This is a genomic window from Bartonella sp. AC130YNZD, assembly GCF_042196865.1.
Classification (GTDB): domain Bacteria; phylum Pseudomonadota; class Alphaproteobacteria; order Rhizobiales; family Rhizobiaceae; genus Bartonella.
Genome location: NZ_JBHIQZ010000017.1, coordinates 13,621 through 28,461 on the forward strand (window position 1 = coordinate 13,621; position 14,841 = coordinate 28,461).

Here is a 14,841-nt window from a genome sequence, read left to right on the forward strand (position 1 = left end):
TCTTATAGGTGGTTTTGGCGTAGAGCTTTTGCCAAATTTATTGGGATAATTCATTACACAGTTCAGATGAGCATGAGGCATGTTCTTTTGTTACACTTTTCGTATTTTTGAGGTGTGCAATGGGGTGTTTTGTAAGTGCTTTTGTTTTTAATGAGAGGGGAAGGAAAGTTTCGAGGGAACTATGATTAAAGTTTTTAGAAATCATGTATGTTTATGTGCTTGTACAACAGCTATCCTCTCTTTGCTTCAAAATGGAAGAGAAGTGTATGCGGCTGCAGAGGGGAAGGATAGTAAACCTTATGTTATAAAGGTTATCCCAGTTGTCTCTGCTAATTCTTCTCCTCATCTTAGCGGGAGTAATAAGCATAAGCTTCCTGGAGAGAGTGGGGATAATTATTACCCTTCTAATATGATTAATGTTGGCAATAACGATGAGGGTATTCGTGGAGGAAATGATTATCGTCAGCTTAGTGGAGTGGAGGGATGGAATGGACATAAGGATAATGTAAATAACTCTGTTAAAGATGCAGACTCTGATGGAAGAGGAGTGAATCCTGGGTTTTATTACCATAGTGGGTTGTATTATGTATGTGATAATTGTGGGATAGATCCTAAAATTGATAATAAATCTTATACAATTACGAAAGAGAACTTTTCCAACTATCCTGTTGATCCTACTGCTATAACGGTGAAACGGATAGGGACCAGAGTTTATGGAGAGAATGTAACTGTTAGCAGTGAAGTTTCTGATAAATCTTTTTTGCGTGGTGTGGCTGTATCAGATGACGGAAAGATTGTTTTGAAAAAACCGACGCTTCAAAATACAAAGTTAGCTCTTTTCGCTCATAATGGGATAATTGAGATAAAGCAGGGGATTATAGAGGACAGTGATAGGGCTGTTGAAGCCGTGGGGAATTCATTGGTTATTTTAAAGGATACAAAAGTTAATACGCGTGATGGGAAGGTAAGTCTTTCCAGTTATAGCGGTGCAGATATCTGGGTGGAAGGTGGGGAGGTTAACTTTACCAACAGTCATGGGATTTCTGCGATGTTGGGAGGCACGGTGATTCTCGATGGTGTTACTCTTACTGGAAAGGGACACAAAGACAAAAATGATGCAGCTTTTTTAATGGATGAAGGGGGACGTGTTGAGTTTACAGGGGGGACTATTAAGGTTGAGGATGCGCATGGTATATTATTAGAAAATCCCGTCAAGTCTTTTAGTGTTGTACCAGAACGTTCTGACTCAAAAGATGAAACTGAAGATTTATCGAATAACTTTTATGTGACCGAGGCTAATTTTAAGTCTTCTTCTGTTACAGTAAAGGGTGAGGGATCTTATGGTATCTATTTTCAGGGAGAAAAGCCATGGAGCGAAGATGGGGATAAAAAAGAGGAGATTTCATTAGAGGAAGAAAAAGCTCCACCACGATTGGAAGTTGTTAATTTTGATACCACAGAGTTTTCTGTTTCAGACGATACGGCTCTTTATGGTGAAAACCTTATTTCTGGTGCGGTGAGTTTGATGAAAAGTACTCTTCGTTCAGGGAATTTTTTATTAAGAGCTGAGAAAGGGGCTTCTATAACGGTTTTGGCTGATGGTTCTACCCTTGAAGGTCGTACTCACGTTGATAAAGATTCTCATGCCGAACTTTATCTGGGAGGTCATTCTACATGGATTTTACCACAACAGGTGCAAAAAGATCAACGTAAGGTTGCAAATGATTCTTCTATTTCATTAGTCAGTCTTATGGATGAGAGTTCTATTCATTTTAAAAGACCAGAATCTCCTTCTGTTGATGATTATCAAACTCTTCGTATTGGAAAGGGAAAGGGTGAGGTTTATAGAGCACGGGAAGGTGCCTCTATTTCCCTTAATACATACCTGAATAGTGGTGGTGCTCTTAATCATCAAAAGACTGATCGTGTTTTAATTCATGGTGATGTTTCGGGAAAAACAAAGCTCCAAGTGCATGGAGTTGCAGGAAGTCCAGGAGGATATACGGGAAAGGGGGGGAATGCTGAAGGTATTTCAATCATTCAGGTTTCTGGAGAAGCAAAGCAAGATTCTTTTCAGTTGGAAGGTGGTTATGTAGCGTTAAACGAATTACCTTATCAGTATAAGCTTTATAGTTATGGTCCAGGATCTGAGTTTGGAAAAGCAAGCATGAATCAGAGATTAGTTGAAGGGAGCGGAGATTTTTGGGATTTCCGCCTTGAAAGTAGGTCTATAGATTCTGATGTTCAACCTAAACCAGATCCTGCTCCTAAGCCAATTCCGGGACCAGAACCTTCTCCGGAGCCTCATCCTCGTCCTAAGCCGGGCGTTAAGGCTGTTGTTCCGCAGGTTCCGACTTATCTCCTTTTGCCTAATGCTTTACGTCATATTGGTTTGATGAATGTTAACAATCAAAATAAGCGGTTAGAAGCTTTGCGAATTACTTCTGGGAGCTTATTAGAAAGTCGTGAAAACCCTCTCTTTTTTGTGAGCGGTTATGGCGGCAATCATCGTTATACTTCAAATCTTTCCGCGCTTGAATATGGTTATGGCGGCGAGTTTAATTATAATGCCATAGAGGCAGGCGTTTTGCTGAAAGCAATCGAAAATATGTATGGTTCCACTTCTTTTGGAATTATCGGGGCTTACGAGAGATTTTCTTTGCAACCTTTGAATGTTGAGCAGAGTCAAAAAAGTACATTTGATAAATGGTCAGTTACGGCATATGGTGGTATGCAGCATGATGCAGGTTTTTACGTTGATGGTCTTGTGTCTTACGGCTTGTTTAAAGGTGATGTTCTAACAACTGCACGGGGCAAGACGGCAACATTAAAGGGTTTCCCTTTAAGTGCTTCATTAACTGCTGGTAAAACGTTTATGGTGGGGGAGGACGGTTTTGTTTTTGATCCGCAAGTTCAGGTTGTTTATCAATATCTTCAATTTAATAAGGTGCGTGATGTGGACGGCTTTGATATTGATTTAGGAAAGCTTCATCAGTGGGTAGGGCGTGTTGGAGGACGTTTAACAAAGAGGCTGGTTGCTACTGATGAGGCTCAGGTTGTTTCTTTCTATGGCAAGCTTCATCTTGCTCATGGTTTTGAAGGAAAACAATTTGTGCATTTTAAAGATGCTTTTCAGCTAGGTGCTTTTGGTTCTTCGTTAGAAACTGGGTTAGGTTTTAATGCCCAATTATCTCAAAATTTTGCGCTTTACGGCGATTTGGTTTATCAGCACAAACTAACGAAAGCTGGTTTTTCTGGAACGAGTTTTTCAGGTGGATTGCGTTATCATTTCTAGTTTTGTTGCTGTTTTTGATTAATCTTTCAAAAAGCTACAAGTTATACTTGTGGCTTTTTCTCATTATCTATTCATTTTGTGTTATAGCATTTTTACGAGAGTGTGACTTTGCATATCTTTAATATGCTTTTGGGTTGGACTTCTTTCGTTTTTTTTTGAAAAGTCTGAAGAGTTTGTACGTTATCGTTTCAAAATGCGTATTTCAGAGTGATTATTATATTATTTATAATATTTTGATTTATAAGATATTTTTTAATTTAGGGCGCTGAAATATTTTCAATGCTCTTATGATGAATCCATAAAAAGCATTCCTTTGTCTATTATATGTAAGATTAGCAAGTGGATAATCGTTTAAGAAAGGAGTCAATATAATTTGGGGGATTATGTTAAGAGGAGAGGATTTACAATATTAGAAATTGGCAAAGACAAAGATGCTACTCAGGCGCAATGAGGGCTGTATCCGATAAACTTGATATTATATCTGCTGTCGTTATGAAATGGGGATGGAAATAATGAGATATATCTGAGAAAATTGGTGGATTAGAAACATAAATAACGTATTATTTTTTGAAAGTGCGTTTTCTTTAAAGAATGTGATAAATAAAAAGATAAAATTATATGTCATTTTCACCTTTTAGATACGGTTCTGAATATTTTTAAATGTTGAAAAGAGATGGTAAAAATCGGAACAGATTTTAATTTTTACACTTTCCTCCTCTTTCTAAATTAGTTCGTATTTCCATAAATACTGCCTAAAACAGCTGTATGTGATAGCTTTGCTTCCCAATTTTGGCATATATTCAGTTTTGTCTGCTTACGAGTGCCCATTGTTTCAATATAATATTTATCTCGAATATTAATTATACACGCTTTGGGTATTGATTAAACAACAGTTAAAATAGACATTCTTAATGTACAAAAATCTCTTAAAGCTGCTTTTAAATAACAACTTTAAAGATGATTTTTCTCTCATTTTTCAGTTATATTTTTGCAAATTCCTTATAAAAAAATAGATTTAGTCTGTATTTTTAGTAACTTTTAAATTCCATATTTACATAAAACACAAAAAGCATTAATAAGGTCTGCACAGTTAATCTAAAACGTACTAATTTTTCTCTTTGTTAAGTTTTCTTTGATACATTACGTGTTACTTTTATGGGCAAAATTATGGTGTAATTATGGTCAATCTATTTAAAAATCGTTTTTCCTTATGTACTTTTACAACAGCATTTCTTTTTTTTGCACACAATGTTGATGCTACGGTTCAAGATGGTGCTGTTGTTAATACTGGGGTACAAGATCGTTCTGGCGTTAATGGTAAGACACAAAATAATCAGGATCAATTTTCATGTATTATGAATAGTGAATTTTATCGGTGTAATGATGGTAAAAAACACTACTTTTACAATAAAAATTATCAAAAAAATGATGAAAATACGAATGAAACTGTTGCTATACAAGCATCTGGAAGAAAAACGCTTCTCTTAGGGGAAAATATAACTGTTAAGGATGCTTCAAGTGCTGTTATTTCAAAAGAAAGTTTTTGGAAGTATGGGGTCGTGGCGAGTGAACATGGACAAGTGATTATAGAAAGAGGAGAGATTAACTTTACAAAGGGTATCGGAGTTGAAGTAAGAAATTGGGGACAGGTCGATTTAAGGAGTAGTTCTATTACCGAACAAGGTAGTCAGGGGATGAGTATAGATGACCATAATGAAAATTCAGCTTTTCATGCGTTTGATGCTGGGAGTATCCATTTTGAGAAAGGTAAAGTTAATCTAGCCAATGCTCATGGTTTTTCAATGCATGGGAATAATATCGATGGGAAGGGTATCTTTATAACTATCGTGGATTCTACGGTTTTGGTAGAAAGTAATACGTCTTATGGGTTGCGTTTTTGGGAGGGACTAGGAGACAGAAATGAGGAAATGAAGGATCACGAGTATCCTCATTATTTTTATATTTTTGTGGGTGAGGAAGAGATGTTCGGAAGTCTTCCAAAAACGAACTTACCCGTACGAGGGATTGTTGGCTTGACAAGAACCTCTTTTACAGTTCCAAAGAGTGCAGCTATTTATAGCAGAGGATCTGGTGGTGTTGTTAGGCTGTTGGATAATTCCAAACTTTCTGGAGATTTATTACTGAAGGTTGAGGATGGCTCTTTTGTGAAGGTTTCAGTGGATGCTTCTACACTTGTAGGGGGGACACATGTTGATGAAAGTTCTTCTGCTGAATTTCGGTTGAGAGGTGATTCAAAATGGATTTTATCACGACCGAAAAATAAAAATTTGCAAGTTCCTAGTTCTATAGGTGTTTCATCAATTTCATTAATACATCTTATTGATAGTTCTATTATTTTTGAACAACCAGAAACTAACATAGTTGATGGCTATCAAACCCTTCGTGTTGGGAGAGGAACAGGTGAAGTTTATAAAGCACAGGGTAATGCACATCTTTATCTCAACACTTATTTGAATAAGGGGGGGGCTCTTCAGAATCAAAAAACGGATCGTTTTTTAATCCATGGTGATATTGAAGGAAAAACGATAGTACATGTGCATGGTGTTTCAGGAAGTCCTGGAGGTGGTACGGAGCGTTATGGAAATGACAAAGGTATCTCGATTATTCAGGTTTCTGGAACAGCAGAGAAAGATTCTTTCTTGTTGGATGGTGATTATATTGCATTGGACGGTCTACCTTACCAATATAGGCTTCATGCTTATGGCCCAAACTCTGAATTAGGAAGAGCGAGTGCGTCTCAAAGATTAGTCGAAGGTGAAGGAGATTTTTGGGATTTCCGCCTCGAAAATGGATTTGTTGATTCTGATACTACATTTAGATTAACTCAGAGTTCTAAACTTGGTTTAGGTGGTGAGCATCATTCTAGGCAAGGCGTTAAGGTTGTTGTTCCTCAGGTGCCAACTTATCTGCTTTTGCCAAATAGTTTATTCCACGCTGGTTTGATAGATATCAGTAATCAAAACAAGCAGTTAGAGATAGTACGGACTAATTTTAGTGGAATGTTGGAAATTCATGAAAATCCTGCTTCATTTTTGCGTGGCTATGGTGGGAGTTATCGTTATGCCTCAGATTTATCTGCGCTTGAATATGGTTATGGGGGAGATCTAGGGTACTATGCACTAGAGACAGGTGTTTTGCTACAAACTGTTGAAAATGTTGACAGTGTTATATCCTTTGGGGTGATGGGGTCTTATGGAAAGCTTTCTCTACAACCTCGAGATGTTGCACAAAGCCAAAAAAGTACATTTGATAAATGGACTGCTACAGTTTATGGCAGTATGCAGCATGATGTAGGATTCTATGTTGATGGTTTGTTATCTTATGGTCTGTTTAAGGGAGATGTTCTGACAACTGCACGGGGTAAAACGGCAACATTGAAGGGTAACCCTTTAAGTGTTTCCTTGATGAGTGGTCAGAAAATTGCCACAGGATATGAAGGTGTTGTTTTTGATCCACAGGTTCAGGTTGTTTATCAGCATCTTCAATTTAATGAGGCCCGCGATATTGATAATTTTAATATTGAGATGGATAAACTTGATCAATTGATGGTGCGTATGGGTGGTCGTTTGATAAAGACTCTTACTGCGTCTGAAAAAGATCGTGATGTTTCTTTTTATGGAAAGATTCATTTTGCTCATGATTTTGGAAAAGAAAGGTCTGTGCGCTTTAAAGATTCTTTCCAGTTAGGGGCTTTTGGTTCTTCTCTAGAGGCTGGATTAGGTCTTAATGCTCGTTTGTCTCAAAAATTTGCGCTTCATGGTGATTTGGTTTATCGGCATAAGTTGAGTAAAGGTGGTTTTTCTGGAATCAGTTTTTCTGGTGGATTGCGCTATCGTTTTTAGGATGATCATCTTGAGGTAAGTTGTTTAAAAAACCACAAGCATAGCTTGTGGTTTTTTATTATTTGTTTGCAACTTTTTAAATAAGTTTTTTGAAAAAATGTTTTTTTTTGCATGAGCAAGTTTGTTTCTTTTTAGAAACGAGATAAGGCTTTCTGATTTGCAGTTTTTGTTTCTTATGCTGTTTTTCTTCCTTTAGTGTATTTTTATTAAATTCTCTTGAAATCACCGCTTTAGGGTGGAATTTTTATTTCTATCTATATTTTTACGCGTTTTTATAAATAATACAATTTTAAATTGTGATATTTTGGGATTCTGGCTTTACATAAAATATAGGGTGGATATATAAAATACAAAACGTGATTTTAAATTATCACGCGTAACCAAAGTTATTAAACAGAACGCGTGTTTTTTGTTTTTAGAGAAGGGGAAGAAAGTTTGTAGAAAATTATGTTTAAAAATCATCTCTCTTTATGTCATTTTACAACGGTTATTTTTTTCTTTGTATACAATACTGATGCAGGTGAGATTTCTTCTGAGAAGAAGCAATATTCATGTAACGAAAGTGCCTCATTTTATCGCTGTAATGATGGTAAAACGCATGAAATTGCCAAGAAAACTTATCAACTTACGGGTGAAAGTTCTGATGCTGCCATAGAGGCATCAGGGAAAAATACAGTTATTGAGGGAGAGGCTATAATCATTAACGGTGTTTCGAATGCAAATGGACATTCAGAAACAAACGCTTGGACAACAGCTGTAAAGTCCTCAAATGGGGGAGGCGTTGCTCTATTTGATTCCATGTTAAATGATGTGTCGATAGGGGCCGATATTAATGATGAGGGAGCTTTTGAGATGCAGGATGGGGTGATTAAAGCAACCAGAATGGGGATCAGTGTTGGGGCTAAAGGGTCGTTTGTTTCTTTGACCAAGACAGAGATTAAGATATCTTCTGATGCGATAGGTCTTTTGAGTCATAATGGTGCAAAAATTTATATGAAAGGAGGAAAAATTGATTTTGCTGATGGTATTGGTGTTCAAACAGGAGGAGATGGAGAAATTAATTTAGAGGGCGTTTCTATTACTGGGAGGGGGAAACAGGGAACAAATACAGATAATCATCGTGAAGGTTCTGCTTTTAGTATGCTTCAGGGGAAAGGCTCTCTTAATTTCCAGAAGGGAAACGTTAATGTCGACAATGTTCATGGCATTGTAGTGCAGGGGAATAACCATAATGCTGCTCATATAAAATATTCCAATGTTTTTGTGAGAGGGAATGGATTTAATGGCATGCACTTTTTTTGGGAAGCTGTCTTAAATGATAAAAAAACAATTATACCTGGAAAAGGGACTGTCCATTTGACAAAGACAACTTTTATGACTCCAGAAAGTACGGCTATTTATAGCCACGAATTTGAAAGTTATGTTAAACTCTTACAAAATTCAACAGTTTCTGGTGATTCACTCCTGAAAGCTGTTGAGCGTTCTAATGTAAAGATTGAGGCTGATGCTTCTACCCTTGTAGGAGGCGCACATGTTGATGAAAGTTCTACAGCTAAGATAGATTTAAAAAATGGTTCAAAGTGGATTTTATCGCGACCAAAATATGACAAATTGCAAAATTCTGATGCTTCTGGTTCTAGGTTAAAAGATTATTCTTCTATTTCATCGGTCAATCTTACGGATAGTTCTCTTGTTTTTGAAGAATTAAAATCTAAAACAACAGATGGTTATCAGACACTTCTCATCGGAAAAGGATCGGGGACTGTCTATCGTGCACAAGGCGATGCGCGTCTTTATCTTAATGCATATTTGGATAAAGGCGGAGCTCTGCAAGAGCAAAAAACTGACCGGCTTTTAATCAATGGTGATCTTGAAGGAAAAACGACAGTCCATGTGTATAGTGTTCCTGGAAGCTCAGGGGCATTGACGGGAGAGGGCGGTAATAATCAGGGGATTTCCATTATTCAGGTTTATGGAAAAGCCATGGAAGATTCTTTTCAGTTAAATGGGGGGTATGTCACACTTGAAGCCTCTCCCTATCTGTATCATCTTAAGAGTTATGGTCCAAGCTCTTCTTTAGGGGCGGCAGATTCCAATCAAAGAGTGCTTAAAAACTCTGGAACATTTTGGGATTTCCGACTTGAAAGTCAATTTGTTGATTCCACTAAAGTTTTTCCTGTTCTTGATTTGGTTGTTCCCCCTTCTTCTGATGATATTCCTTCTGTTCTTAAAATTCATCCTAATATTACTGGAGGTGAGGATGGTTCTATTGATTCTAACTCTCAGCAAAAACCTCAGGAGCCAAGTCTTTCTTCTCCTGTAGATTCTCCTGATAGGGATTCCCATCTTACGACCACACTTAATGTATCTGATGTTTTTGTGCTTGAGATCCCCAATCCTCTTTCCTCTCTTGCGCCTGTTGTTCCCGCTATTGCTAAATCTAATCCAGTTGCTCCACCTGAATCTGGTTCACTTGTTCCGCCATCTGTTTCACCCACTCCTTCTGTTGTTTCCCCAGTTGCATCTATTTCACCTGTTCCGTCATCTGTTTCACCCACTCCTTCTGTTGTTTCCCCAGTTACATCTATTTCACCTGTTCCGTCATCTGTTTCACCCACTCCTTCTGTTGTTTCCCCAGTTGCATCTGGTTCACCTGTTCAGTCATCTGTTTCACCCACTCCTTCTGTTGTTACTCCACCTGCGTCTGGTTCTTCTGTTTCGGCATCTGTTTTTGAGCTTTCTTCTCATTTTGAGCCAAATGTGAGAGTCGTTGTTCCACAGGTTTTGACTTATATTCTTGTGCCAAATACTTTATTTTATGCTGGATTGATGGATATCAGTAATCAAAGCAAGCAGTTGCAAGCGCTGCGAATTGTTTCTGGTCGGTTGTTGAAAAATGATGAAAATCCCGTTTTGTTTTTGCGCGGTTACGGTGGACATCATCATTATACTTCAAATTTGTCTGCATTTAAATATGGTGATTATGGCGGTGAGCTTGATTATAATGCACTAGAGGCAGGTATTTTACTCAAGAAAATCGAAAGTGCATACAGTACGACATCTTTTGGGATTATGGGAAATTATGGCAAACTTTCGTTGCAGCCTCGAAAGGTTAAACAAAGTCAAGAAAGTATATTTGATAAATGGACAATCACAGCATATGGAAGCATGCAGCATGATACGGGTCTCTATATGGATGGTCTCTTCTCTTATGGTTTGTTTAATGGAAATGTTCTCACACTTGAGCGAGGTAAAACGGCTGCATTGAGAGGGAAGCCCCTAAGTGTTTCCTTAACTGCTGGTAAAACGTTTATGATAGGCAGCCGATATTTTATTTTTGAACCACAGGTTCAGTTTGTTTATCAAAATCTCCAGTTTCATAAGACTCGTGATATTGATAATTTTAATATTGATATGCAAAGCCCAGATCATTGGGGGATGCGTATTGGTGGGTATTTAACGAAGACACTTACATTTACTAAAGATAAAGATGCACATGTTCTTTCATTCTATGGTAAGCTTCATTTCATTCGTAGTTTTGATGATAAACAATTTGTATATTTTAAAGATGCCTTCCAGCTTGGTTCCTTTGGGACTTCTTTAGAAGCTGGATTTGGTGTTTTTTCGCAATTATCTCCAAAAATTATTTTTCATAGTGATCTGATTTATCAGCATAAATTTACGAGTGACGGCTTTTCCGGAACGCATTTTTCTGGTGGATTAAGTTATCATTTTTAATTGTATTTTTCTTTAATACATCCTTTGCGAAAGACATAAGCACAAAACATGGTTTTGTTGTGTTGTTTTTCTGATTTTTGTCTTTACATATAATACAAAACAAATTATATGTAACGGTACATAATAAGAATAATAAGTAGATGAACCAGGTGTGCTTTTCAGTTTTTTATGAAGATAAAATAAAGAAAGTTTAGACTAAATTATGATTAAAGTACTAAAACGCCATGTGTGTGTGTTCTCTTACGACCTCTATTTCTTTCTTCGCGCACAATATAGATGTGAGTGCAGAAGATTATAACCCTTCGTGTAATTCTCTTTTTAGTCGTATTCGTGTGATACAGTTGATGCTTCTCGTACTTTTGGAAGTCGTAATAAGTTATATATGAGTGGATTGGATAGGAGGGCTACAGGTGTTATTTTTACAATACGATCTCATAACATAGTTATGAAGCCGCAAAAAAGTAAAGGGGAAAAAGGCGTTTCAGGAACTGATGAAATTTTAGAATTAAAGAGATCTGAGAAGATTACATCAGCAGTGGTTGTGTCAAAAGATAATAAAACTTCTTTTAAAAAGAGTTCTATTACAGGAAATGGCGAAAAGAAAAGTGGTAGAAATACTACGTTATCTCAATCTGTGTTTGGTGTGAAGCAGGGCGATTTTTTCCTTTGATGAAGGTAAGATTCAGGTTCTGATGTTCATGGTATAGAGGCAAGTGTCTTGCTCAATGCGATTGAGGATACACATCACACTTTGAGCTTTGGAATAATGGAGAATAATGGAAAAAAAACTCTCTACAACCTCAAGGTGTTAAAGAAAACAAAAAAGTACATTTGATAAATGGTCTATTACAGTATATGGCAGCATGCAGCATGATACAGGTTTTATATATAGATGTCCTTTTTTCCTATGGTTTATTTAAAGGGGATGTTCTCACGCAAGCAAGAGGCAAGACAGCAACATTGAAGGAAACACCTTTGAGTGCTTCATTGATTGCGGGCAAGTCATTTATGACAGGGCATAAAGGGGTTATTTTTGATCCGCAGGTTTAGGTTATTTATCAAAATGTGCGGTTTGATAAGGCGTCTGATATTGATGGTTTTGATATTGAGATGGGAAAACTTGATTTGTGGGTGATGCGTGTTGGTGGTCTTTAAGAAAGATGCTTGCTGCTTCTGAAGAGGTTCTTGTTGTTTCTTTCAATTGCAAGCTTCAGCTTGCCATTAATTTTAGAGGAAAACAACGTGTGCGGTTTGGAGATGAATTCCAATAAGGGCTTTTGGCTCTTCTCTAGAAACTGGAATGAGATTGAAGGCTCAGTTGTCTTCAAACTTTGCTTTGCATGGAGATGTAACTTATCAGCATTGCCTTAGAAAAGGTGGTTTTTCAGGGATTATTTTTTCAGGCGGTTTATACTATCGTTTTTAGGTGCCTATGAAATATAGAGTAATTTTTACATAAGTTATAGAGTGTTTTATGAAGTATAAAGTGATTATTTAAGTTTTATACTTGCTATTGTTAGTGTGTTTAACTTAATGTTATGGGGAATATTTTTTTATTTTTAACTAACAGGGGGAGAAGGAAAAATTGGGAATAGAATTATGGTTAATGTATTAAGGGGTTATAGATTTTTATTTATTACAACGGCTATTGTTTCTTTTTTGCCAATCGTGAGTGTGAATGCAAATTTTAATAATTTTGAAACTCTCTGTGATCCAAACGCTCAGTTTTATAAATGCAATGATGGTAAAAAACATACAATTGAAAATAAAACTTATCATTTGAAAAATTTTTCGAGAGTTCCTTCTGATTCTGCTCCTATTGCTGCTTTATATATAGAAGAACAAGGTACAGTTGTTGATGCATCTCAGATAACTGTTACGGGCGATAATTCGCGTCAAGGAACTGTATATGGTGCATATCTAAAACGTAATGCGCGTCTTAATTTAAAAAATGCAAATTTTAAGGATGTACTTGCGCTTCATGCGCAAAATTCAGTTATTAGCATGACAGATGGGGCGATTACAGGGACTTCTCGCGTTATGTATGCATTTGGAATAGGAACGGATATTGCTTTAGTGCGTGTAAATATTGAGCTTAAACCAAATGAATTCAATAGTACACAAGAATTAAATAGTACCCAAGAAATGGGGCTGGTTAGTAGTTTTAGTTCAAAGATTAGGATGTCAGGCAGTACCGTAACTTTTAATGAGATTGGTGGGTTTTCAGCACAGTTTGGGGGACAATATACTTTTGATAATACTGTCATTAAGGGAAGAGGGAAACAAGAGACTGTTATAGTAGATGAGAAAAATGTTGATAAATTACTGGGAGCTTTTGAGGTATCTCAAGGTAGTGATGTTCAATTGAGTGGTGGTTCTGTAGAACTTACAGGCATGCATGGCTTTTTGATTAAAAATCTTACAGGTTATACAGATGATAATGGCAAATTAATTAATAAATTTAATCATTTGTATGAGTTTCAAAAGACAAATATTAAGGTTAAAAAGACAAAAATTTCTGTTCAGGGGAAAGGAGCATATGGTCTGTATTTTTATGGGTTAAGTCCAGATGTATGGGTTGATTTGGTAAGGTATAATATGTCTTCTTCAGCGCTTTCGAGCGCGCGAGGAATTACTATAGGAACAGCATCTGTTCATTTGTCAGAGACAAATTTTGCGGTTCCGGATGGTATTGCCATTTATAGTGCCGGATATAGTGCTGGAGATCGTGTTTATGGAGCTCGAGCTAAGGTTAGGTTAGAAAAGACAAAAATCTCCAGCGATTTGTTTTTAAAAGCTGAAAATAATTCTTATCTTCTCGTTGAAGCAAATTCCTCTACACTTACAGGAGGTTCTCGTACCAAGGATGCCTCTGATATTTATTTACATTTAAAGAATGGTTCTCAATGGTATCTTACCAAAAGCAAATATCAAAATCCGCAGGAACCAGATGCTACGGTTTCATCGCTTTCAGGTGTGGATCTTGAGGATAGTACAATTGTTTTTGATCACTATCAATCTACTGGTTATCAAACGCTGTACATTGGAAAAAAAAGTGGTGTAAACAAGTTAGATGAGGAGGAGTACGTATATGGTGCAGATGGTAATGTTCAGATTAAGATGAGCACGTTTCTCAATAATGATGGTTCATTTAATTCTGAACAAACGGATCGTATTTTGATCTATGGGAATGTCTTGGGAACCACGCTTATTGGGATGGAAGAACTTTTAAAAACTTCAGATAAAGAAGCAGGCAATAAAAGGAGTCAAAGTATTTCACTTATTCAAGTTGCTGGGACGGCAGAGGAAAGTTCTTTTAAGTTAAACAATAGTTATACTACGGTTAATGGATTTCCTTATCAGTATAAACTTCGTGGCTATGGTCCAAGCTCTTCTTCTGGAAATGCAGACCCAAAGAATAGATTGGTTGCTGGGGAAGGGGATTTTTGGGATTTTCGTCTTGAAAGTGTTTACATTGGTTCTGAATTAGATTCTTCTGAAACTGCTTCTAAGCCAACGTTTACAGTTTTACCCCCTCAATCTGAAGCAGAAACAATTCCTTCTGAAAGACCAACAGAGACTATTTCACCTGAGCAGCCCTCTTCTGTTGAGCCTCCGCTTATGCCATCTACACCTTCTTTGCCTGAAGGTTCTAAACCGTCTGAAACATTAATCCCTACAGATTCAACGCTTACTCCTTCTGCATCAGCCCCGCCTGAGCTTCCTTCTGTACCAACAGTTCCAGAGGCTCCTTCTGCTGTGCAACCTATGCCTGCACCGTTTGTTCCAGTTGAAGATTCTACTAATGATGTTCTGCCATCTGAGCCCTCTGCTCCGGAGGACACTTCATCTCTGGATACTGTTTCTCCTCCTTCTGTCCCTGTCGAACCAAAGCCTTCTGAGTCCTCTGATCCTTTAGATCCTTCATCTAATCTCTCTATACCG

General features: G+C 37.2%; 5 protein-coding genes and 1 pseudogene. All 6 read left to right on the forward strand.

The window, feature by feature from the left end:
- Window positions 1-181 precede the first annotated feature (181 nt).
- Complete coding sequence (locus tag ACFINU_RS07030) at window positions 182-3,295, forward strand: autotransporter outer membrane beta-barrel domain-containing protein (RefSeq protein ID WP_375618490.1); 3,114 nt, start codon at window positions 182-184, stop codon at window positions 3,293-3,295.
- Between the two features lie 1,178 nt (window positions 3,296-4,473).
- Window positions 4,474-7,158, forward strand: a complete 2,685-nt coding sequence (locus ACFINU_RS07035; protein ID WP_375667480.1) for an autotransporter outer membrane beta-barrel domain-containing protein — start codon at window positions 4,474-4,476, stop codon at window positions 7,156-7,158.
- 447 nt (window positions 7,159-7,605) lie between these two features.
- Window positions 7,606-10,896, forward strand: coding sequence for an autotransporter outer membrane beta-barrel domain-containing protein (locus ACFINU_RS07040; RefSeq protein ID WP_375618492.1), 3,291 nt, complete (start codon window positions 7,606-7,608; stop codon window positions 10,894-10,896).
- Between the two features lie 445 nt (window positions 10,897-11,341).
- On the forward strand, window positions 11,342-11,566 hold the full coding sequence (locus ACFINU_RS07045) for a hypothetical protein (RefSeq protein WP_375618493.1): 225 nt from the start codon (window positions 11,342-11,344) through the stop codon (window positions 11,564-11,566).
- 27 nt (window positions 11,567-11,593) lie between these two features.
- Window positions 11,594-12,322, forward strand: a pseudogene (locus ACFINU_RS07050) (autotransporter domain-containing protein); the annotation flags it as partial.
- 173 nt (window positions 12,323-12,495) lie between these two features.
- Window positions 12,496-14,841: autotransporter outer membrane beta-barrel domain-containing protein (locus ACFINU_RS07055; RefSeq protein ID WP_375618494.1), on the forward strand; the 2,346-nt coding region annotated here is incomplete at its 3' end.